Below are 20,066 nucleotides of genomic sequence, written 5' to 3' on the forward strand. Positions count from 1 at the left end.
CCGCATGAGCCTGCGCGCGAAGCTGCTGCTGGTGGCCCTGTCGATCCTGGCGCTGCCCTGGGCCGGCTGGCAGTTCGTGCGGCAGATGGAAACGCTGCTGCGCCAGGGCCAGGAACAGGCCCTGCTGGCGTCCGCCGACGCCCTGGCGCGTGGCATCGCCGTGCGTCCGGGCGGCCTGCCGGCGGCGGGTGAAAGCTGGTTCGTGCATCCGCTGGACTTCGCGCCGCGGCTCGACGGCGATGCCAGCGACTGGCGCGGCGCCACTGCGGTGCCGCTGGTTTTTGGTGGCCCGAAGCCCTGGGTGCGCGTCGTCGCCGGCCGCGCCAGCGAACGCCTGCACCTGTGGATTTCCGTGGACGACGCCAGCCCGCAGCGCGGCGACGCACATTGGCCGGCCGACCTGGCCTTCGACCGCCTGCACCTGCGGGTGCTGGGCCGGGGCGGCGAGCTGGCGCTGCGCCTGGCCAACGCCGGACCCGGCGAGCTGCGCGTGGCCGGCGAAGACGGCCTGCCGCCGCCCGTGCGCGTCGAAGGCGCCTGGCGCGAACGCGAAGGCGGTTACGACGTCGAACTGGCCCTGCCGCAGGACTTCAGCGTTCGCGCGATCGGGCTGCGGGTGCAGGACGTGGACGCCGGCGGCGCCATCCGTTCCGCCGGCACGCTCGACGGCGCCGGCCTGGTCCGGCCCGCACCGCTGCACGGGGTCCTGGCTTCGCTCGAGCCGGTCCTGCAGGCCCTGGCACCCGAAGGCATGCGCGTGCGCGTGGCCGACCGCGACGGCTGGGTGCTGGCCCGGGCCGGTGAACTTCGCGCCGATCAGTCCGAAGAGGACATCCTGCCCTGGCGGCGCGGCATCTACCGGGCCCTGCTGTTCCGCGACGTCACCGCGACCGCGAACGAGCCGCCCACGGCGCGACGGCTGCTGCGCGCCGAAGTGGCCCGGGCCGTGGCCGGCGCACCGGCCGTGGCCTGGCGCCGCGATCCGGCCGGCGCCCGCCTGCTGCTGTCGGCGGCGGTGCCGCTGGAAGTGGCGGGGCAGGTGCGCGGCGCGGTGCTGATCGAACGCTCGAACTCCGAAGTGCTGCTGCTCACCGACCAGGCCTTTTCGGGCCTGCTTGGCGTCAGCCTGGTCGCCTTCCTGGCCTCGGGCGGCATCATCCTGCTGTTCGCCACGCGCCTGGGCCAGCGCATCCGCCGCCTGCGCGACGCCGCCGAACACGCGCTCGACCGCGAAGGCCGGGTCACGCCCTTCCCGCGCACCAGCGCCCGCGACGAAATCGGCGACCTGTCGCGCAGCTTCGCCCGCCTGCTCGACCAGGTGGCGGCCTACACCGACTACCTGCGTTCGCTGTCGGGCAAGCTCTCGCATGAACTGAACACGCCGCTGGCGATCGTGCGGACCTCGCTCGACAACCTCGACGATGCCCGGCTCGACCCGCAGGCGCGGGTGGTGGTGGCGCGTGCCCGCGACGGCGTCGAACGCATGGGCCACCTGGTGCGCACCATGAGCGAGGTCACCCGCATCGAACACGCCATCGAAGCCGCCGAGGCCGAAGACCTGGACCTGCGCGCCCTGCTGCAGGGCTGCGCCGATGCCTACGAGGCCCTGCTGGCGCCGCGCTCGTTGCGGCTGGACCTGCCGCCCGGCCCGCTGCCGTTGCGCGCGGCGCCCGACCTGCTGGTGCAGGCCCTGGACAAGCTGGTGGACAACGCCCGCGGCTTTACGTCCGAGCGCGGCTGGGTGCGCCTGTCGGCGACCCGGGAACAGGGCGGGGTGCGCATCGCCCTGGCCAACCAGGGGCCGCTGCTGCCCGAGGCCATGCGCGGCCGGTTGTTCGATTCGCTGGTGAGCCTGCGCGACAGCTCCCAGCGCGCCGAAGGCGCCGCCCACCTGGGCTTCGGCCTGTACGTGGTGCGCCTGGTGGCCGACCTGCACCGCGGCCACGCGGAGGCCCACAACCTGCCGGCCGGCGACGGCGTCGAGTTCGTGCTTCACTTGCGCGGCATGCCCTGAGCCAAACGCGGCGGATATACTCGGGGCCTGCCAAACACGGGCGCCGTGCGTGATTTCCGCCGAACAGTTCAAGACCCTGGCCCAGGCCGGCCACAACCGCATCCCGGTGGTGCGCGAAGTGCTTTCCGACCTCGACACCCCGCTGTCGGTGTACCTGAAGCTGGCCGATGGCCCGCACACCTACCTCTTCGAATCGGTGGAAGGCGGCGAAACCTGGGGTCGTTATTCGATCATCGGCCTGCCGGCGCGCCGCACCTACACCTTCCGCGGCCACCAGCTGGAGGTGCGTGAACACGGCGAAGTCGTCGAGACCCGCGGGCTCGAGGACCCCCTGGCCGAGGTCGACCGGCTGCGCGCCTCGTTCAAGGTGCCGCGCATCCCGGAACTGCCCGGCTTCACCGGCGGGCTGGTGGGTTATTTCGGCTTCGAGACCATCGGCTGGATCGAATCGCGACTGGCCGGCGGCGACAAGCCCGACCAGCTGGGCACGCCCGATGCGCTGCTGATGCTCAGCGAAGAGCTGGCGGTCTTCGACAATCTGAAGGGCCGCCTGTACCTGGTGGTGCACGCCAACCCGGAAGAGCCGCAGGCGTATGCCCGCGCCGTGCGCCGGCTGGACGAACTGGTGCACCGCCTTCGCCACTCCGGCCGCAGCTATCCGGACGTGCTCGACCCGTCGCTGCTGCAGGAACAGGACTTCGTGTCGGGCTTCACCCGCGAAGGCTTCCTGGCGGCGGTGGAACGCTGCAAGGAATACATCCGCGCCGGCGACATCTTCCAGGTGGTGCTTAGCCAGCGCTTGAGCGTGCCCTTCCGCGCCCGGCCGGTGGACGTGTACCGGGCGCTGCGCGCGCTCAATCCGTCGCCCTACATGTACTTCCTCGACCTGGGCGACACCCAGGTGGTGGGCAGTTCGCCGGAAATCCTGGTGCGCCTGCAGGGCGGGGAAGTGACGGTGCGCCCGATCGCCGGCACCCGCCCACGCGGCGACACGCCCGAGGCCGACGCCGCGCTGGAGGCCGAACTGCTGGCCGACCCCAAGGAGCGCGCCGAACACCTGATGCTGATCGACCTGGGCCGCAACGACGTCGGCCGGGTCGCCAACCCGGGCAGCGTCACCGTGCCCGACCGTTTCATCATCGAACGCTATTCGCACGTGATGCACATCGTCAGCGAAGTGCGTGGCCAGCTGCAGCCGGGCCTGGGTTTCGCCGACGTCATCAAGGCCACCTTCCCGGCCGGCACCGTTAGCGGCGCACCCAAGATCCGCGCGCTGGAAGTCATCCGCGAGCTCGAGCCGGTCAAGCGCAACATCTATTCGGGCGCCGTGGGCTACCTGAACTGGTGGGGCGACGCCGACACCGCCATCGCCATCCGCACCGCGGTCATCCAGGACGGTCGCCTGCACGTGCAGGCCGGCGCGGGCATCGTGCACGACTCCGATCCGCAGAAGGAGTGGGAAGAGACGATGAACAAGGGGCGCGCCCTGTTCCGGGCCGTGGCCCAGGCCGCGGGCGGGCTCTGAGTTGCCGGGGTTGGAAGGCTTCTTCCTACGCATCCACCCCCGCAGCGCCGGGCTGCGGCTTTGGCTGGGGCTGAGCTTCGGCATGCTGGCGATCGCGCTGGTGGCCGTGCTTGCCTGGCAGGTCGAGCGGGTTTCCGCCGAAAAGCTGCAGGACGACATCGGCCTGCGCCTGCAGACCCGCGCCATGGCCCTGGCTGGCCGCCTGGACCGCGGCCTGTTCGAACGCCTCAACGACATGCGGTCGATGGCGCTGATGCCCATGCTCGACCAGCCCGAGCAGAACGAGCAGGCGCTTCGCGATTTGTTCGACCTGATGCAGCTCAACTATCCGGACTACGTCTGGATCGGGGTGGTCGGTGTCGACGGCAGGGTTCGGGTCGGCAGCCGCGGACTGCTGGAAGGGGAGGATGCCTCCAAGCGCCCCTGGTTCATTGCAGGGCGCAAGGATCCCTATGTTGGCGATCTGCACGGTGCCCTGCTGCTTTCGAAGTACCTGACCGGACCCGGCGGCGAACCGTTGAGCGTGCTCGATGTGGCGGCCCCCGTGCACGACGACTTCGGCGCCGTGGTCGGCGTCATGGTCGCCCAGCTGTCGTGGCGATGGGCGGAAGGACTGCGCCAGGACCAGATGCTCCCCAGTCGTGCCAACGATCCGGTAGAGGTTTTTTTCCTCGACAAGGCCGGAAAAGTGGTCATGGGGCCGGAGGCCATGCGCGGACAGATGCTCGACGTGCCCAGCGCCAGGGCCGTTCGCGAGGGCCAGCGCGGCGCGGTGCTGGAAACCTGGCCCGACGGCGAGCAGTACCTCACGGGCTTCGTGCCGACCCGGGGCCACGAATCCTACGAAGGCCTGGGCTGGACGGTGCTGGTGCGCAAGGAGGCCGACATGGCCTTCGAGCCGGTGCAGGAGCTGAGCCGGCAGATCTGGCTGGCGGCGGCGGTCTTCACCCTGCTGTTCCTGCTGCTGGGCACGGTGATGGCCCGTTGGATCGGCGCCCCCCTGCACGCGCTGTCGGTGGCCGCAGGGCGCATCCAGGCGCGGGAACCCGACGCTGCGTTCCCGCCCGAGCGGGGTTATCGCGAAGCCCGCGAACTCACCGTGGCCCTGCGCGGCCTGGTGGAGGACCTTACCCTGCGCGAGCGGGAGCTCACCGACATGGCCGCCGGCCTGGAACAACGCGTGCGCGAGCGCACCCAGGCCCTGAGCGAGGCCAATGCCCAGCTCGAAGTGCTGGCGATGACCGACGCCCTGACCGGCCTGGCCAACCGCCGCCACTTCGGCGACCAGCTGGCCCGCGAAACCACCCGCGCCGCGGAAACCGGCCGGCCGTTGAGCCTGGTGACGCTGGACATCGACCACTTCAAGGCCATCAACGACCAGCACGGGCACCCGGCCGGCGACGCGGTGCTGCGCCGCATCGCGCTGCTGCTGGAGGAACAGGTGCGTGGCAGCGACCTGCTGGCGCGCGTCGGCGGCGAGGAGTTCGCGGTGCTTGCGGTGGACACCGGCATGATCGAAGCCGGCCAGCTGGCCGAACGCCTGCGCGCGGCCGTCGAGGATGCCGGGTCGTTTGCCGTGGGGCACGCGTCGATCGCGGTGACCATCAGCCTGGGCGTGGTCACCCGCCGCATCCAGGCCGGCGAATTGGCCCGCGCCCCCGAACGCCTGCTCGCCGCCGCCGACGACGCGCTCTACCGGGCCAAGCGCAACGGTCGCAACCGGGTCGAAGTGGCGCCGGGCTGAAGCCGCAGGCCGTATAATCGGCCGCTTCCCGGGTTTCACAAGCGCCGCCATGCTGTTGATGATCGATAACTACGACAGCTTCACCTACAACCTCGTTCAGTACCTGGGCGAGCTTGGGCAGGACGTGAAGGTGGTGCGCAACGACGAGCTGACCGTGGCCCAGATAGCGGCCCTGGCGCCCGAACGCATCGTCATCTCGCCCGGGCCGTGCACGCCCAACGAGGCTGGCGTGTCGCTGCAAGTGCTGGAAAAGCTGTCGGGCCAGGTACCCATCCTGGGCGTCTGCCTGGGCCACCAGAGCCTGGGCCAGGCTTTCGGCGGCAAGGTGGTGCGCGCGCGCACGATCATGCACGGCAAGACCTCGCCCATCCGGCACAAGGGCCTGGGCGTGTTCGCGGGCCTGCCCGATTCCTTCGAAGCCACCCGCTACCATTCGCTGGTGGTGGAAAGGGAGTCGCTGCCCGACTGCCTTGAAATCACCGCCTGGACGGAAAATCCCGATGGTTCGATGGACGAGATCATGGGCCTGCGCCACAAGTCGCTGCCGGTCGAAGGCGTGCAGTTCCACCCCGAATCGATACTCACGCAGCATGGGCACGACATGTTGCGTAACTTCCTTCAGGCCAGCCGCGCCTGAAGGCGCCCCCACAGGTGATGCCGATGCCGATCAAGCCGCAGGATGCGCTCCAGCGCATCATCGAAAACCGCGAGATCTTCCACGACGAAATGGTCGACCTGATGCGCCAGGTGATGCGCGGCGACGTTTCGCCCGTGCTCACCGCCGCGATCCTGTCGGGCCTGCGCGTGAAGAAGGAAACCGTCGGCGAGATCGCCGGCGCCGCGCGGGTGATGCGCGAGTTCTCGGCCAAGGTGACCGTGCCCGACGCCCATAATTTCGTCGACATCGTCGGCACCGGTGGCGACGGCGCGCATACTTTCAACATCTCCACGGCCAGCATGTTCGTGGTGGCCGCGGCCGGCGCCAAGGTGGCCAAGCACGGCAACCGCAGCGTGTCGTCCAAGTCCGGCAGCGCCGACGTGCTTGAAGCCCTGGGCGCGGTGATCGAACTGCAGCCCGACCAGGTCTCGGCCTGCATCGCGCAAACCGGCATGGGCTTCATGTTCGCGCCCATCCACCACCCGGCCATGAAGAACGTGGCGCCGGTGCGCAAGGAAATGGGCGTGCGCACCCTGTTCAACATCCTGGGCCCGCTGACCAACCCCGCCGACGCGCCGAACATCCTGATGGGCGTGTTCCACCCCGACCTGGTCGGCATCCAGGTGCGCGTGCTCCAGCGCCTGGGCGCCAAGCGCGCGATGGTGGTCTGGGGCCGCGACGGCATGGACGAAATTTCGCTTGGCGGCGCCACCATGGTCGGCGAACTGCGCGGCAATGAAGTGGTGGAATACGAAATCCACCCCGAAGACTTCGGCATCCCGATGGCCGCCAGCCGCAACCTGCGCGTCGAAAACGCCGACCAGTCGCGGGAGATGCTGCTCGAGGCCCTGGACGGCAAGGATGGCCTGCCGCGGGAAATCGTCGCGCTCAACGCCGGCGCCGCGCTGTACGCGGCCGGCCGTGCGGTTTCGATCGCCGACGGCATCGGCCAGGCCCGCGCCGCGCTCGAAGGCGGCAAGGCCCGCGCCAAGCTCGATGAATTCGTCGCGGCCACGCGCCGCCTGGCCGGGAACTGACCGCCATGTCCGAGCGATTCGCCCGCACGCCCAAGCCGCCGTATTACGCGGTGATCTTCGCCAACCAGCGCACCCCCGGCGACGACGGCTACGGCGCCACCGCCGACCGCATGGTCGAGCTGGCTTCGCAGCAGCCGGGTTTCCTCGGCATCGAAAGCACGCGCGACGAGGCCGGTTTCGGCATCACCGTCAGCTACTGGGAATCGGAGGCGGCCATCGCCGCCTGGCGCGCCGACGCCGAACACGCCGACGCCCGCCGCGACGGCCGCGAGCGATGGTACGAACACTTCGAGCTGCGCGTTGCCAGGGTCGAACGTGCCTACGGCGGCCCGGCCCGACGCGGGGAAGGCGCATGAGCGACATCCTGCAGACCATCCTGGCCCGCAAGGCCATCGAGGTCGCCGAACGGTCGGAGGCGCTGCCGCTGGCCGAACTCATCGCCCGCCACGCCGACGCGCCGGCGCCGCGCGGATTCGCCGCGGCGCTGCAGGCCAAGGTCGCCGCCGGCCTGCCGGCGGTCATCGCCGAAGTGAAGATGGCCAGCCCCAGCAAGGGCGTCATCCGTCCGGATTTCCGGCCGGCCGACATCGCCGCAAGCTATCAGCGCGGCGGCGCCGCCTGCCTGTCGGTGCTCACCGACGTGGATTTTTTCCAGGGTGCTGACGCCTACCTGCAGCAAGCCCGCGCGGCCTGTTCGCTGCCGGTGCTGCGCAAGGATTTCGTGGTCGATGCCTATCAGGTGCACGAAGCGCGTGCGCTGGGCGCCGACTGCATCCTGCTGATCGTCGCGGCGCTGGACGACGCGGCCCTGGGCCGGCTGGCGAACCTGGCGCTGGAGCTGGGCATGGACGTCCTGGTGGAAGTGCACGACATCGACGAACTCGAGCGCGCTTTGCAGGTGGGGGCCCCGCTGGTGGGCGTCAACAACCGCAGCCTGCGCACCTTCGAGGTCTCGCTCGACACCACCCTGGACCTGAAGCCGGCGGTGCCGGCCGACCGCCTGCTGGTGACCGAAAGTGGCATCGCCACCCGCGAGGACGTGGCGCGCATGCGCGCCAACGGCGTCAATGCCTTCCTGGTCGGCGAAAGTTTCATGCGTGCCGACGACCCGGGCGCCGAACTGGCCAGGCTGTTCGGCTGAGCCCATGCCCGCGCGCGCCGCCACCGTCCTGTTCGATTTCGACGGCACCCTGGTGCGCGGCGACTGCGCGGCCGCCTGGCTGCGCGACCTGCTGGCCAGCCACCCGCTGCGGCGGCTGCTGGCGGGCGCGAGTTTCCCCGTGCTCAGGCCGGCCTTCGGCTGGTGGCGCGTGGCCTGGATGCCGGCCAGCTTCTATACCTGGCTGGCCACGGTGGGGCGCACCGACGAAGCCCTGGCCGAGGCGCGCGAGGATTTCCTGCGCCTGTGCGCCGCCCGCCGCGAGCAGCTGCTGATCGCCCCGGCGGTGGCGCGCCTGCACGCCCACCTGGCCGCGGGCGACCCGGTGGTCATCGTGACCGGCGCGGAAGCCGGCCTGGCGCGTTCGCTGTGGAGGGCGCTGGGCCAGCCCGATGTCCCCGTGGTCGGCTCGAGCGTGCGGCCGGCACTGGGTGGCTATATCGGCGCCGAACACACGGTAGGCCCGCGCAAGCTGCAGGCGCTTGAGCGCCTGGGCATCCACCCACCCTTCGCCGCGGTGTATTCCGACAGCGCCATCGACCTGCCGTTGTTGTGCGAAACCGCCCGTCCGGTGCTGGTGCAGCCCGACCCGCGCAACCTGGCCCGCGTCGACAAGCGCCTGCGCGGCGCCTTCGAAACCCTGCTGTGATCAGTCGCCCAGGCGCTTGAGGAAACGCAGCGCCCCGTCTTCGTAGCCGCAGGCGCGGTAGAAGTCGTGGGCTTCGGCCCGCTGGGCGCCCGAGGTGAGTTCAATACGAGCCGCGCCGGCCTGGCGGGCGCGCTGTTCGGCCTCGCGCAGCAGCATGCGGCCCACGCCCTGGCGTTGTTCGCCGGCCGACACGGCAAGCGCCGTGATCCGACAGGTCGGCCCGCCCAGCGGCAGGTAGTAGCGGATGTCCAGGGCCAGCAAGCCAACCAGGCAGCCGTGGCGGTCGGCGACCAGCACCTGCTGGCCCGGTTCTTCGGCCACGGCGCGCAGCCGGCCAGCGGCTTCGTCGCGGTCGCAGGGATAGCCCAGCACGCCCAGCAGCGTGGCCACGCCGGTGGCGTCCTGCGCGGCGGCCGGCCGCACCAGCAGGGTGTCGGTGCCGGCGGCCAGGCGTGCCATCGGTCAGCGGGTACCGTAGACCACGACGGTCTTGCCGCGGGCGTGCAGCAGGCCCTGTTCCTGCAGCTGCTTGAGCACGCGGCCGGCCATCTCCCGGCTGCAGCCGACGATGCGGGCCAGTTCCTGGCGCGACACCCGGATCTGGGTGCCCTGCGGGTGCGAGAGCGCGTCGGGCTCCTGGCACAGGTCGTGCAGCGTGCGGATGATGCGCCCGCTCACGTCCAGGAAGGCCAGGCGGCTCGCCTTGCGGCTGGTGTCCAGTAAACGCTTGGAGAGCTGCAGGCCGATCGCGTACAGGATGCGCGGGCATTCGGCCGCCAGCGGCCCGGCGAACAGCTGGTGCAGGCGGTCGTAGTTGATTTCGGCCAGTTCGCAGGCGCTGCGGGTGCGCACCACCACCGCGCGGGCGTCGGCGGCGAAGAACAGGCCCATCTCGCCGATGAACTCCCCCGCGTTCACGTAGCCCAGGATCAGCTCGCGGCCGTCCGGTTCTTCGCTGACCACCGACAGCGAGCCGCTGACCACGTAATAAAGCGACGTGGCGGGCGTGCCGGGGCGGAAGACGTCGTTGCGGGACGGGTACCGGCGCCGGTGGCAGTGGTCCAGGAAGCGGCTGAAGGTCGCGGCGTCGGGCGCCAACGGGCTGTTGACCACCTTGTGCGGCTGGATCGGCATCGGCGAAGTGCTTTCCTGCGCCATGGCGCGTCCTCGGATGGCTGTGAAGCATTCAGATTAGGCCGTCATGGCGCTATCGGCAATGCCGGCGGCGGCCCGGCCGGGGCAAGGTTTCCCCCGGGGGGCATTTGGCCGATAATGCCCGCCCTCCGCTCCACCCCCTCCGCACGCAGGAAAGCCATCGTGGTCAAGCCGCTTCCCCGCCTCAGGCTCCAGGGTTTCAACAACCTGACCAAGGCCCTGAGCTTCAACATCTACGACGTCTGCTACGCCGTGTCGGAAGAACAGCGCCAGCGCTACATCGAGTACATCGACGAAGCGTACAACGCCGAGCGCCTTACCCAGATACTGACCGACGTGGCCGAGATCATCGGCGCCAACATCCTGAACGTGGCCCGCCAGGACTACGACCCCCAGGGCGCGTCGGTGACGATCCTGATTTCCGAAGAGCCGGTCATCGACAAGAAGGCCGCGGGCAAGGAAATCATCTCCGACGCCGTGGTGGCGCACCTGGACAAGTCGCACATCACCGTGCACACCTATCCGGAAACCCATCCGCACAACGGCATCGCCACCTTCCGCGCCGACATCGACGTGGCGACCTGCGGCGTCATCTCGCCGCTGAAGGCCCTGAACTACCTGATCGAAAGCTTCGAGTCCGACATCGTGGTCATGGACTACCGCGTGCGCGGTTTCACCCGCGACGTGAAGGGCACCAAGCACTACATCGACCACAAGATCAATTCGATCCAGGACTTCATGTCCAAGCCGATCAAGTCGCGCTACGAGATGATCGACGTCAACGTGTACCAGGAAAACCTGTTCCACACGAAGATGCACCTCAAGGAGTTCGACCTCGACACCTACCTGTTCGAGGAAAAGGCCAAGAACCTGGGATTCAAGGACCGCATGCGCATCGAATCCCAGCTCAAGCGCGAGATCGTCGAACTCTTCAACGGCCGCAACCTGGCCGACTAAGTGCGGTAGGCGACGGCCTTCATCAGGCGCGAGGTGAGGGCCATCAGGCGGGGGATGGGCTGGGGCAGGACGCGGGCGCCGGCCTGTTCGGCGTCGTCGGCGTGGCGGGCCTCGTCGGCCTTCATGGTGCGCAGGATGGCGCGGCTGCGTTCGTCCCCGGTCGGCAGGGTCTGCAGGTGTTCCTCCAGGTGGGCTTCCACCTGGCGTTCGGTTTCCACCACGAAACCCAGGTTCCAGCCGTCGCCGCGCAGGCCGGCGGCCAGGCCGATGGCGTAGCTGCCGGCGTACCAGAGCGGGTTGAACACGCTGGGCCGGCTGTCGAGTTCGGCCAGGCGGTCGCCGCACCAGGCCAGGTGGTCGGCTTCTTCCTGGGCGGCGTGCTGCAGGTGCCGGCGCGTCGCGTCATCGCGCGCCACCGCGGCCTGGCCCAGGTACAGCGCCTGCGCGCAGACCTCGCCGGTATGGTTAATGCGCATCAGGCCGGCCGCATGGCGGCGCTCGGGTTCGGCCAGCGCCGGGTCGGGCAGGTTGCCGGCCGGGTTCGGCCGTTCCGCGTGGGCCTGGCCCAGGCTGGTGCCCAGGGCATGCTGGAACTCGATGATCAGACGGTCGAAAGGGCTGAATTGGCGGGGGATGGTCATGCCAGGTGCTCGGCCAGGAAATCAATGGGGTGTCGCACGCTCATTGTAGTCCCGGCGGCCAGGTGCAGCCGGCAGCCGATGTTGGCCGACAGCAGTTCGGTGGCGCCGGACCCGTCCAGGGCCTGCAGCAGCGGTGCCCGGAAGGCCGCGGCGCGGTCCGGCTCGGCCAGCTGGTGCAGGCCGGCGGCGCCGCAGCAGCCGGTGTCGGGCAGTTCCACCAGGTCCAGCCCGGGAATGCGGGCCAGCAGCCGGCGCAGGGCGGCGTCCGAGCGCACCACGCTGCGCTGGGTGCAGGGCAGGTGCAGGGCCACCCGATGCCGGGCGGGCCGGAAGCGCAGCCGGTCGCCGGCTTCGTCAAGCAAAACCAGCGGGTCTTCGACCCGGCCGGCGCCGTCCAGGCTGCGGGCCAGGCTGTCGTGGCAGCCGGAGGCCAGGCACAGCACGCGGGGATGGCCGGCGAAAGCCTCCCGGTTGGCCCGGGCCAGCCTGGCCGCCCCGGCGGCATCGCCGGCGTGGGCCGCGGCGGCGCCGCAGCAGCCCTGGTCCGGGGGCGACACGCTGGCCAGCCCGGCGGCCGCCAGCAGGCGCGAAAGGGCGTCGCGGGTGCCCGCCTCGTGCGGGCGGGCAATGCAGCCGGTAAACACCGCCACGATCGGGGCCCCGGCCGGGGGCGGTGCCGGTTCGGCGCGCGCCTCCCGCCGCGGCGGCGGCGGCAGGGCGGCCCGCCAGCTTCGCGGCAGGGCCCGGGCCAGCGGCCGCTGCAGGGCTACCAGGAAGGCAAGCAGCCGGGGCCGGGCCAGCAGCGCCAGGGCGGCGTGGAGACGGGTCGCGGGTGGCCTGCGCGCGGCCTGCAGGGCGCGGCTGCCCACGAGCAGTTCGCCGTAACGCACGCCGGCCGGGCAGGCGGCCTCGCAGCGGCGGCAGCCCAGGCAATGGTCGAGGTGGCCGTCGCCGACGGGCCCCGGGGCCATCTGGCCCGACGCCAGGGCCCGCATGTAGGCGATCCGGCCCCGCGGAGACTCGGCCTCGCTGCGGTCCATCTGGTAGGTGGGGCAATGCGGCAGGCACAATCCGCACTGCACGCACTGGTCGGCCAGGGCCAGCAGGGGCGCGGCGTCCGGCGCCCGGGGCGGGGAAGGGCGGGCCAGGGGCGGCGTGGCGGGCATGCGGCGATGCTAACACGGGGTTAAAACGGGCTTGCACGAGGGCGGAACGGCGGTTATCATTCCGCTTCTTTCAACCCCGATTTCTATATTTGGAGCCGTCATGAAGTCCATGACCGTCAGCGCCAACGCCCAGACCGTCAAGCAAGACTGGTATGTGGTCGATGCCAGCGGCAAGACCCTGGGCCGCCTGTGCTCGGAACTCGCGCGTCGCCTGCGCGGCAAGCACAAGCCGGAATACACCCCGCACGTTGATACGGGTGACTACCTCGTCGTGATCAACGCCGAGAAGATCCACGTCACCGGCAACAAGATGCAGGACAAGAAGTACCACCGCTTCACCGGCTACGTCGGCAACCTCAAGACCCAGTCCCTGGGCCAGGTGCTCGACGCGCACCCGGAGCGCGTGATCGAAATCGGCGTCAAGGGCATGCTGCCCAAGAATCCGCTCGGCCGCGCCATGTACCGGAAGCTCAAGGTCTACAAGGGTTCCGAACATCCGCACTCCGCCCAGCAGCCGCAGGCGCTGGACTTCAAGGCTTAAGGCATCTTTATGGCTACCCAGCAGAACTACGGCACCGGCCGTCGCAAGTCCTCCACCGCCCGCGTCTTCATGCGCTCGGGCAGCGGCAAGATCGTCGTCAACGGCCGTCCGGTCGACGAGTTCTTCGGCCGCGAGACCTCGCGCATGATCGTGCGCCAGCCGCTGGTGGTCAGCGACATGGCCGACAAGTTCGACTTCACCGTCACGGTCGAGGGCGGTGGCATCACCGGCCAGGCCGGCGCCATCCGCCTGGGCATCGCCCGCGCGCTGGTCGAATACAACGACACGCTCAAGCCCGACCTGCGCAAGGCCGGCCTGATGACCCGCGACGCCCGCGAAGTCGAGCGCAAGAAGGTCGGCCTGCACAAGGCTCGCCGCGCCACCCAGTTCTCGAAGCGCTAATAACTTCGTAAACTGGCGCGGTCCCGGAATTGGGGGATCGTCTAATGGTAGGACTGCAGACTCTGACTCTGCCTATCTAGGTTCGAATCCTAGTCCCCCAGCCAAAATGGAAGAGGCCCCTGAAAAGGGGCCTCTTTTATTTTGGCCGGGGGAAAGCATTCGGTCCTCGTGCGACCGACTACCCCTCAAACCCCGCCCGGCGATAGACTCGGGTGCAATTGCTCCCGGAGCCAGCCCATGCCCGTCCCCGCTACTGAACTCGCCCGCCTCTTCCCGCTGGAGTCCCTGCGCCAGGAAACCCGGGACCAGCTGGCCCGCGAGGCCCTGGTGTCGGACTACCAGCGCGGCGACAACGTCTTCGAAGCCGGCGACCTGGACGACGACACCATCTACCTGCTCGAAGGCGAGCTGCGCTGCGTGTACCCGGACGGCCGGAACGTGGCCCACATCGCCTCGGCGCCGCACGGGCGCTATTCGCTCAACGACGCGATCCCGCGCCGGTTCACGGCCAAGGTCATGACCGCCAACGCCAAGGTGATGCGCGTGGACCGGCGTTACCTGGAAAAGCTGATCACCTGGGACCAGCTGAGCCGTGACGACAACAACCGGCACTTCGGCAGCGCGCCGGGTGGCAACGACTGGGTGTTCCGGCTGCTGCGCGCGCCGGCGTTCGCGCGCCTGCCGACGGGCAACATCGAAAAGATGTTCCAGATGTTCGAGCCGGTGACCGTGAAGCCCAGCGAAGTGGTGATGCGCGAGGGCGATCCGGCGGACTATTTCTACGTGGTGCGCTCGGGCACGGCATCGGTTTCGAAGTACCTGGACGGGGCGCCGCAGGTGGTGGCCTACCTGCGCGAAGGCGACACCTTCGGCGAGGATGCGCTGCTGTCGAACCTGCCGCGCAACGCGACGGTGCGGATGATGCAGGGTGGCCAGCTGATGCGGCTGTCGCGCGAGGCCTTCGAGGCGGTCCTGAAGCCGCCGATGCTGTCCTGGGTGCTGCCTGCGGACGCGGCCCGGCAGGTGCAGTCGGGCGCGGTGCTGCTGGACGTGCGCATGCCCGAGGAACACGCTCAGCGTGCGATCGATGGTTCGGTGAACGTGCCGCTCTACCGGCTGCGCGAAGACGTGGGCAGCGTGCTGTCGCCGGGCGCGCGCGTGGTGGTCTACTGCAATACGGGCGAACGCTCGGCCGCGGCGGCCTTCGTGCTAAAGCGGCTGGGCTACGAAGTAAGTGCCCTGCACGGCGGTCTTGGCGCCATGCTGCGCATGATTGCCGCCAGCACCCCCGCCCCCTGAGCACGAACCTGCAGGAGCGCCTTCAGGCGCGAATCTTCTGCCCTTGGCCTTTGGCCAAGCAAAGCGATGTAATCGCAGCTGTCGCGAGTGGAGGCGCCGCGTCTTCGCCCCGACCGACACGCCGCAAGTACGTCCCTGTAGGCTCCTCGTCGACATCCATGTCTCCGAGGGTCGGCCGGGGCAGATGCACGCTGCCTCCACCCGCGAAACCAGCAGGGGCGACACTTGGCCAAAGGCCAAGAGCATCGGGACTGAAGTCTCCCCGGCAAGGGAGGGCTTTGCTCAGGCGGGGCGGCGGATGGGGCGGACCTTGCCGCCGATGATGACTTCGTCGGCGCCGCGGGCGGCGAACAGGCCGCAGGTGACCACGCCCGGGATCTGGTTGAGCTTGGCTTCCAGGCCCACCGGGTCGGCGATGCGCCAGTGGTGCACGTCCAGGATCCAGTTGCCGTTGTCGGTCACCACGTTTTCGCGCCAGATCGGGTGCCCGTCCATCTTCGCGATGGCCCGGGCCACCAGGCTGCGCGCCATCGGGATCACTTCCACCGGCACCGGGAACTCGCCCAGGTGTTCGACCTGCTTGGCTGCGTCGATGATGCAAATGAAGCGGTCGCTCGCCTGCGCGATGATCTTCTCGCGCGTCAGCGCCGCACCGCCGCCCTTGATCAGGCGGTTGTAAGGGTCGCATTCGTCCGCGCCGTCCACGTAAAGCTTCAGCGGCCCCACCGCGTTGAGGTCGAACACCGGGATGCCGTGGGATTCGAGTTGCCGCGTGCTCTGTTCCGAGCTCGACACCGCCCCTTCGATCCGGTTCTTCATCCGGGCCAGGCCGTCGATGAAAAACGCCACCGTCGAACCTGTGCCGACGCCGACGACCATGCCGTCCTCGACGTATTCCAGGGCCTTTTCTGCGGCCAGCTTCTTCTGTTCGTCGCGGGACATTTACTGGCCTCCGGCCTTTGCCATCGAAAGGATACGTTTGTACTGGGCCGCGCCCACCGGCATCACCGACAGCCGGTTGCCGCGGCGGAGCAGGGCGAAATCACCGAACTTTTCCGCCTCGGCCTTCATGGCCTCGAGCGACACCGTGCCGGCGAACTTGCGCTCGAAGCCCACGTCAACCAGCCACCAGCGCGGTTCCTCGGGCTTGCTCTTGGGGTCGTGGTAGTCCGAGCCGCGTTCGAACTGCGTCGGGTCCGGGTAGGGTTCCGACGCCACCCGGGCGATGCCCACCACGCCGGGCACGGCGCAGTTGGAGTGGTAGAACAGGATCGGGTCGCCGACCTTCATGTCCTTGAGCATGTAGTTGCGCGCCTGGTAGTTGCGCACGCCGCTCCAGGGCTCGGTGCCGACGCGTTCAAGCGCGTCGATCGAGAATTCGTCGGGTTCGGATTTCATCAGCCAGTGTTTCATGGCCGGCATTATCGCCCGAACGCGAGCCAATCGAGCTCGGTGGCGACGGCGTCGAGCGGCACGTCCCAGTCTTGCGCGGCCAGTTCCGGGACTTCCTGGCAGGCATAGGCCACGCCGACCAGCCGCGGCGGGGCCGCGGCCGTGCGCCGGAAGGCGAAACTGCGGTCGTAATAGCCGCCGCCCATGCCCAGGCGGTTGCCGGCCCGGTCGAAGCCCACCAGCGGCAGCAGGACCAGGGACATGGCTTCGGGCGCCAGCGTGGAGGCGGGTTCGAGTTCGGGTTCGGGGATGCCGAAGCGGTTGTTCACCAGCGGGTCGCCGGCGCGCCAGGGCGCGAAACGCAGCTGGCCGTTTTCCTGCAGTACCGGCAGGCACCAGACCTGGTCAGGCGCAAGGCGCAGTTGCACCGCGTGCAGGGGAACTTCGCCGCCCACGGCCCAATAGCCGGCGACGTAGCCGGGCTCGCGCAGGTCGGGCTGGGCGCAAACATGCCGTGCCACCGCATCGGCGGCGGCCAGGCGTTCACCCGGGGAAAGCGCGGCGCGCCGGGCCTGCAGTTGTCTGCGAAGTTCGGGGCGCGTCGAATTCAAAAGATAGCCTCCACCATGCCGATGCGTGCGAAACGACCTTGATCCCTGGGATCAAGTGGGTACCCGGACCATCGCTTCAGGCTTTCCGCAACAGGGCGGACATGCACACCACTTTGGGCCAGATTCCCGGGTCGTGTTTATGGGACAAGGCGAATGTTAGGCACGCTGTCGGACACGGCAGAGGACTGGGGGCAATTATATGCCCGGCTTCGCCGGAAAGCGTGAACGTCAGCGCGCCGCGTCGAACAGGCCGTCGAGCTTGCGGTTGAGTTCGGACAGGGTCTGGTTCAGGGCCTGGTCGCGCTGCTCGGACTGACCGCGCAGCTGCAGCAGTTCGTGGGCCAGGTTCAGCGCCGCCAGCACCGCCACGCGGTCGATCGCGGCCATGCGGTTGCCGCCGCGGATCTCGCGCATGCGGGCATCAAGCAGGTGGGCCGCGGCGGTGAGGCCCTCGCGTTCACCCGGTTCCACGCCCACGGTGTATTCGCGGTCGAGGATCTTGACGTTGACCGGCTCGCTCACGCGTTGTGCTCCAGCGACTTCAGGCGCGCGATCATGGCCTCGACCCGGGACCGGGCCTGTTCGTTCTTGTTGAGCAGCGCGGCGCGTTCGGACACCAGCTGCTCCTGGCCCTGGCGCAGGCTGCGGTTTTCGTCGAGCAGGCGCCGGTGCTGTTCAGCCAGGCGCTCGAAGCGCTCGGCCAGGGCCTGCAGCTGGGCAATCGGGTCGTTGGCGCTCATCGCGGACATCTTGGGCGGGCCTCGGGACGGGGTCAATAAGGTGCCGGGATGGCGGCCACGGTGGCGGGCTGCCAGCTCCGGATGAAGGCCAGGCAGCGGTGCGCGTCCAGGGGCGGGGACAGCCAGAAGCCCTGGATTTCGTCGCAGCCCTGTTCGCGCAGGTAGCTGAGCTGCTGTTCGCTTTCCACGCCCTCGGCGATGACGTTCAGGCCCAGCGAATGGCCCATCGTGATGACCGTGGCGGTGATCGCCTCGTCGTCGGGGTCGCGGGTGAGGTCGCCGATGAATTCCTTGTCGATCTTGAGCGTGTCGATCGGCAGCCGCTTGAGGTAGACCAGGGACGAATAGCCGGTGCCGAAGTCGTCGATGGCCAGGGTGATGCCCAGCTTGCGCAACTCGTTGAGCACGTGCGTGGTCTGCTCGGCGTTCTGCATGACCATCGATTCGGTGACCTCGAGCTCGATGCGGTTCGAGGGCACGCCCAGGTCCTGCATCAGCCGCCGCAGCTGCTCGGGCAGGTTGCCGCGCAGCAGCTGCAGCACCGAGACGTTCACGCCGATGGAGATTTCGCTCAGTCCGTGCGCGCGCCAGCGCTTGAGCGTCTGCAGCGCCTCGCTCAGCACCCAGTCGCCGATCTGCAGGATCAGGCCCGACTCTTCGGCCAGCGGCACGAACACCGTCGGCGGGATTTCGCCCAGCTCGGCGCTGTGCCAGCGCAGAAGCGACTCGACGCCGGTGATGCGGCCGTCGGCCAGCGCCATGCGCGGCTGGTAAACCAGCCGGAACTCGCCGCGGTCGAGAGCCTTGCGCAGCGACGCCAGCACGGTGGCTCGCCGGCGCGATTCGGCGTCCATGGTTTCGTTGTAGATCTGGTAGGTGTTCCGGCCCTCGGCCTTGGCCTGGTACATCGCCGTGTCGGCGAACTTGAGCAGGTCGGTGGGCACCAGGGCGTGGTCGGGGTAGAGGCTGATGCCCAGTGACGGCGTGATCGAGACGTCGTGGCGTTCGTCCACCTCCAGCGGCATGGTGAAGGCCGTGAGGATCTCGCGCGCCATGCGTTCGACCGCCGGGAAGGATTCCACGTCTTCAAGCACCACCGTGAACTCGTCGCCGCCCAGGCGCGCGACGGTGTCCGAGGCGCCGACCGTGGCCTGCAGGCGAGTGGCCGCGGCCTTGAGCAGGCGGTCGCCGGCGGCGTGGCCCAGCGAATCGTTGATGTCCTTGAACCGGTCGAGGTCGAGGAACAGCACCGCCACCCGGGTTTCCTGGCGGCGCGCGCGCACGATGGCGCGGCCCAGGCGTTCGGACAGCAGGGCGCGGTTGGGCAGGCCGGTCAGGGTGTCGTAGTTGGCCAGGTAGCGCAGTTCCTGCTCGGCGCGCTTCTTGTCTGTGATGTCGTTGACCACCGCGACGAAATGGCTGCGCAGGCCCAGGGCGTCGCGAACCTCGCTCATCTCGATCCAGCCGAGGAATTCTTCGCCGTCCTTGCGCCGCTGCCACATCTCGCCGGCCCAATGGCCGGTGCGTTCGAGCACGTCGCGCACGCGCCGGTAGAACTCGGCGCTGTGCTGGCTGGAGTCGAGCAGGCGGCTGTTCTGGCCGATCACTTCCTCTTCGCTGTAGCCGGTGATGCGCGAGAAGGCCGGGTTCACGGAGATGAACCGGAAATCCAGGTCGATCACCGCCACGGCTTCGCTCATGCTGCGCAGCACTTCCAGGGCGACGCGGCGTTCGCGCTCGGCCCGGCGGATGGCGGTGATGTCGCGGGCCGTGCCGGCCATGCGCAGCGGGCTGCCGGCGCTGTCGCGTTCGACCACCTTGCCGCGCGAACGAACCCACACCCACTCGCCGCGGGCGTTGCGGATGCGGTGTTCGGACTCGAACACGTCGGTGTGGCCGACAATGTGTTCCTGCAGCAGCTTCTGCACCCGCGGCAGGTCTTCGGGGTGGATGGACTGGGTGCGCCAGTCGTCGGTGCTCATCTTGTCGCGGCTGCCGTGGCCCAGCAGCTGGTTGGCACCGAGCCGGTAGAGGCTGTTTTCGCGGATGTTCCAGTCCCAGAACTCGTCGCCCGAGCCCCACAGGGCCAGGTTCAGGCGCTCCTCGCGTTCGTGGATCTCGCCCAGCAGGGACGTTTCCTGCCGGCGGCGGTGGCTCCGGACCCGCCACAGCAGCCAGCACAGGAACAGGGCGATCGCCAGCAGCAGCCACTGCACGATGCCTCCCAGGACCAGGCCGCCGGCTTGGGCCACTACCGCCCCATTTGCGTTCAGCGCCATTACGCCCCGTGGTCCCCTGGGTTTTCCCCGTTATCTGGCCGAGTGTAGGGTGGCGCTAACAGGCCCACAAGCGGCGCGGTCGCCCTTGCTAGAATGC

22 protein-coding genes, 1 tRNA gene and 1 other RNA gene are annotated in these 20,066 nt (G+C 69.2%); 13 read left to right on the forward strand and 11 right to left on the reverse strand.

Going from position 1 to position 20,066, the window contains the following annotated elements:
- Window positions 1–4 precede the first annotated feature (4 nt).
- From IEX13_RS11650 to IEX13_RS11685, 8 genes are read left to right on the forward strand one after another with little or no spacing between them, the layout of a single operon-like run.
- Complete coding sequence (locus tag IEX13_RS11650; RefSeq protein WP_188664396.1) at window positions 5–2,014, forward strand: ATP-binding protein; 2,010 nt, start codon at window positions 5–7, stop codon at window positions 2,012–2,014.
- Window positions 2,015–2,063: 49 nt separating this feature from the next.
- On the forward strand, window positions 2,064–3,539 hold the full coding sequence (gene trpE, locus IEX13_RS11655) for an anthranilate synthase component I (RefSeq protein ID WP_188664398.1): 1,476 nt from the start codon (window positions 2,064–2,066) through the stop codon (window positions 3,537–3,539).
- A gap of 10 nt (window positions 3,540–3,549) precedes the next feature.
- Window positions 3,550–5,283, forward strand: a complete 1,734-nt coding sequence (locus IEX13_RS11660; RefSeq protein ID WP_188664400.1) for a sensor domain-containing diguanylate cyclase — start codon at window positions 3,550–3,552, stop codon at window positions 5,281–5,283.
- Between the two features lie 49 nt (window positions 5,284–5,332).
- Window positions 5,333–5,920 carry an anthranilate synthase component II gene (locus IEX13_RS11665; protein WP_188664402.1) on the forward strand — a complete coding sequence of 196 codons (588 nt, stop codon included), beginning with the start codon at window positions 5,333–5,335 and terminating at the stop codon, window positions 5,918–5,920.
- Between the two features lie 23 nt (window positions 5,921–5,943).
- Window positions 5,944–6,978, forward strand: coding sequence for an anthranilate phosphoribosyltransferase (gene trpD / locus IEX13_RS11670; RefSeq protein WP_188664404.1), 1,035 nt, complete (start codon window positions 5,944–5,946; stop codon window positions 6,976–6,978).
- Between the two features lie 5 nt (window positions 6,979–6,983).
- Window positions 6,984–7,334 (forward strand): antibiotic biosynthesis monooxygenase family protein, encoded by a 351-nt coding sequence (locus IEX13_RS11675; RefSeq protein WP_188664406.1) that lies wholly within the window; start codon window positions 6,984–6,986, stop codon window positions 7,332–7,334.
- Entirely contained in the window at window positions 7,331–8,119 is a 789-nt protein-coding gene (trpC, locus tag IEX13_RS11680) for an indole-3-glycerol phosphate synthase TrpC (protein ID WP_188664408.1), read from the forward strand. Before IEX13_RS11675 ends, trpC begins: the two co-directional genes overlap by 4 nt.
- 4 nt (window positions 8,120–8,123) lie before the next feature.
- A complete protein-coding gene (locus IEX13_RS11685) occupies window positions 8,124–8,786 on the forward strand; it encodes an HAD family hydrolase (RefSeq protein ID WP_188664410.1) in 663 nt (220 codons plus the stop codon).
- On the opposite strand, the gene IEX13_RS11690 is transcribed toward IEX13_RS11685, so the two are convergent.
- Together IEX13_RS11690 and crp are read right to left on the reverse strand one after the other, a co-directional pair.
- Window positions 8,787–9,245, reverse strand: coding sequence for a GNAT family N-acetyltransferase (locus IEX13_RS11690; RefSeq protein ID WP_188664412.1), 459 nt, complete (start codon window positions 9,243–9,245; stop codon window positions 8,787–8,789).
- 3 nt (window positions 9,246–9,248) lie between these two features.
- Window positions 9,249–9,920 (reverse strand): cAMP-activated global transcriptional regulator CRP, encoded by a 672-nt coding sequence (crp, locus tag IEX13_RS11695; protein WP_425489108.1) that lies wholly within the window; start codon window positions 9,918–9,920, stop codon window positions 9,249–9,251.
- Window positions 9,921–10,103: 183 nt separating this feature from the next.
- Here crp and speD point away from each other — a divergent pair, with 183 nt between their 5' ends.
- Entirely contained in the window at window positions 10,104–10,898 is a 795-nt protein-coding gene (gene speD / locus IEX13_RS11700; RefSeq protein ID WP_188664428.1) for an adenosylmethionine decarboxylase, read from the forward strand.
- Here the strand turns inward: speD and coq7 are convergent.
- Both coq7 and IEX13_RS11710 read right to left on the reverse strand, forming a co-directional pair.
- Window positions 10,895–11,539: a 2-polyprenyl-3-methyl-6-methoxy-1,4-benzoquinone monooxygenase gene (gene coq7, locus IEX13_RS11705; RefSeq protein ID WP_188664430.1), complete on the reverse strand. Its 645-nt coding sequence runs from the start codon at window positions 11,537–11,539 to the stop codon at window positions 10,895–10,897. The genes speD and coq7 overlap by 4 nt on opposite strands.
- Entirely contained in the window at window positions 11,536–12,705 is a 1,170-nt protein-coding gene (locus tag IEX13_RS11710) for a (Fe-S)-binding protein (protein ID WP_188664432.1), read from the reverse strand. Before IEX13_RS11710 ends, coq7 begins: the two co-directional genes overlap by 4 nt.
- A gap of 109 nt (window positions 12,706–12,814) precedes the next feature.
- On the opposite strand from IEX13_RS11710, the gene rplM reads away from it, so the two are divergent.
- The 4 genes from rplM (at window position 12,815) to IEX13_RS11730 (ending at window position 14,947) form a co-directional block, all read left to right on the forward strand.
- Window positions 12,815–13,246, forward strand: coding sequence for a 50S ribosomal protein L13 (gene rplM / locus IEX13_RS11715; RefSeq protein ID WP_188665328.1), 432 nt, complete (start codon window positions 12,815–12,817; stop codon window positions 13,244–13,246).
- A 9-nt stretch (window positions 13,247–13,255) separates the two neighbouring features.
- Window positions 13,256–13,648, forward strand: a complete 393-nt coding sequence (rpsI, locus tag IEX13_RS11720) for a 30S ribosomal protein S9 (RefSeq protein WP_188664434.1) — start codon at window positions 13,256–13,258, stop codon at window positions 13,646–13,648.
- A 30-nt stretch (window positions 13,649–13,678) separates the two neighbouring features.
- Window positions 13,679–13,752 (forward strand) — tRNA-Gln (locus tag IEX13_RS11725).
- 133 nt (window positions 13,753–13,885) lie between these two features.
- Window positions 13,886–14,947 (forward strand): cyclic nucleotide-binding domain-containing protein, encoded by a 1,062-nt coding sequence (locus tag IEX13_RS11730; RefSeq protein WP_188664437.1) that lies wholly within the window; start codon window positions 13,886–13,888, stop codon window positions 14,945–14,947.
- 282 nt (window positions 14,948–15,229) lie between these two features.
- Here the strand turns inward: IEX13_RS11730 and rpiA are convergent, their stop codons facing one another.
- From rpiA to IEX13_RS11765, 7 genes are all read right to left on the reverse strand, one after another.
- Complete coding sequence (gene rpiA, locus IEX13_RS11735) at window positions 15,230–15,889, reverse strand: ribose-5-phosphate isomerase RpiA (protein ID WP_188664439.1); 660 nt, start codon at window positions 15,887–15,889, stop codon at window positions 15,230–15,232.
- Window positions 15,890–16,369: an EVE domain-containing protein gene (locus IEX13_RS11740; RefSeq protein ID WP_188664442.1), complete on the reverse strand. Its 480-nt coding sequence runs from the start codon at window positions 16,367–16,369 to the stop codon at window positions 15,890–15,892.
- The gene (locus tag IEX13_RS11745) at window positions 16,369–16,950 is read right to left on the reverse strand and encodes a 5-formyltetrahydrofolate cyclo-ligase (RefSeq protein ID WP_188664445.1); all 582 of its coding nucleotides are present in this window, start codon (window positions 16,948–16,950) and stop codon (window positions 16,369–16,371) included. Before IEX13_RS11745 ends, IEX13_RS11740 begins: the two co-directional genes overlap by 1 nt.
- 3 nt (window positions 16,951–16,953) lie before the next feature.
- Window positions 16,954–17,137, reverse strand: a non-coding RNA gene (gene ssrS / locus IEX13_RS11750) — 6S RNA.
- Window positions 17,138–17,178: 41 nt separating this feature from the next.
- The gene (locus tag IEX13_RS11755; protein WP_188664446.1) at window positions 17,179–17,472 is read right to left on the reverse strand and encodes a cell division protein ZapA; all 294 of its coding nucleotides are present in this window, start codon (window positions 17,470–17,472) and stop codon (window positions 17,179–17,181) included.
- The gene (locus IEX13_RS11760; RefSeq protein ID WP_188664449.1) at window positions 17,469–17,690 is read right to left on the reverse strand and encodes a TIGR02449 family protein; all 222 of its coding nucleotides are present in this window, start codon (window positions 17,688–17,690) and stop codon (window positions 17,469–17,471) included. The genes IEX13_RS11755 and IEX13_RS11760 overlap by 4 nt, the downstream gene beginning before the upstream one ends.
- 32 nt (window positions 17,691–17,722) lie before the next feature.
- Entirely contained in the window at window positions 17,723–19,942 is a 2,220-nt protein-coding gene (locus IEX13_RS11765; protein WP_188664452.1) for a putative bifunctional diguanylate cyclase/phosphodiesterase, read from the reverse strand.
- Window positions 19,943–20,066: the final 124 nt, after the last annotated feature.

This window comes from Arenimonas soli (genome assembly GCF_014643775.1).
GTDB lineage: Bacteria > Pseudomonadota > Gammaproteobacteria > Xanthomonadales > Xanthomonadaceae > Arenimonas > Arenimonas soli.

Bases quoted from the DNA above. Each gene is read 5' to 3' on its own strand.
- IEX13_RS11650 (WP_188664396.1), top strand. From the start codon at position 5: ATGAGCCTGCGCGCGAAGCTGCTGCTGGTGGCCCTGTCGATCCTGGCG.
- IEX13_RS11665 (WP_188664402.1), top strand. From the start codon at position 5,333: ATGCTGTTGATGATCGATAACTACGACAGCTTCACCTACAACCTCGTT.
- trpD (WP_188664404.1), top strand. From the start codon at position 5,944: ATGCCGATCAAGCCGCAGGATGCGCTCCAGCGCATCATCGAAAACCGC.
- IEX13_RS11675 (WP_188664406.1), top strand. From the start codon at position 6,984: ATGTCCGAGCGATTCGCCCGCACGCCCAAGCCGCCGTATTACGCGGTG.
- trpC (WP_188664408.1), top strand. From the start codon at position 7,331: ATGAGCGACATCCTGCAGACCATCCTGGCCCGCAAGGCCATCGAGGTC.
- IEX13_RS11685 (WP_188664410.1), top strand. From the start codon at position 8,124: ATGCCCGCGCGCGCCGCCACCGTCCTGTTCGATTTCGACGGCACCCTG.
- IEX13_RS11690 (WP_188664412.1), bottom strand. From the start codon at position 9,245: ATGGCACGCCTGGCCGCCGGCACCGACACCCTGCTGGTGCGGCCGGCC.
- crp (WP_425489108.1), bottom strand. From the start codon at position 9,920: ATGCCGATCCAGCCGCACAAGGTGGTCAACAGCCCGTTGGCGCCCGAC.
- coq7 (WP_188664430.1), bottom strand. From the start codon at position 11,539: ATGACCATCCCCCGCCAATTCAGCCCTTTCGACCGTCTGATCATCGAG.
- IEX13_RS11710 (WP_188664432.1), bottom strand. From the start codon at position 12,705: ATGCCCGCCACGCCGCCCCTGGCCCGCCCTTCCCCGCCCCGGGCGCCG.
- rplM (WP_188665328.1), top strand. From the start codon at position 12,815: ATGACCGTCAGCGCCAACGCCCAGACCGTCAAGCAAGACTGGTATGTG.
- rpsI (WP_188664434.1), top strand. From the start codon at position 13,256: ATGGCTACCCAGCAGAACTACGGCACCGGCCGTCGCAAGTCCTCCACC.
- IEX13_RS11730 (WP_188664437.1), top strand. From the start codon at position 13,886: ATGCCCGTCCCCGCTACTGAACTCGCCCGCCTCTTCCCGCTGGAGTCC.
- rpiA (WP_188664439.1), bottom strand. From the start codon at position 15,889: ATGTCCCGCGACGAACAGAAGAAGCTGGCCGCAGAAAAGGCCCTGGAA.
- IEX13_RS11740 (WP_188664442.1), bottom strand. From the start codon at position 16,369: ATGCCGGCCATGAAACACTGGCTGATGAAATCCGAACCCGACGAATTC.
- IEX13_RS11760 (WP_188664449.1), bottom strand. From the start codon at position 17,690: ATGAGCGCCAACGACCCGATTGCCCAGCTGCAGGCCCTGGCCGAGCGC.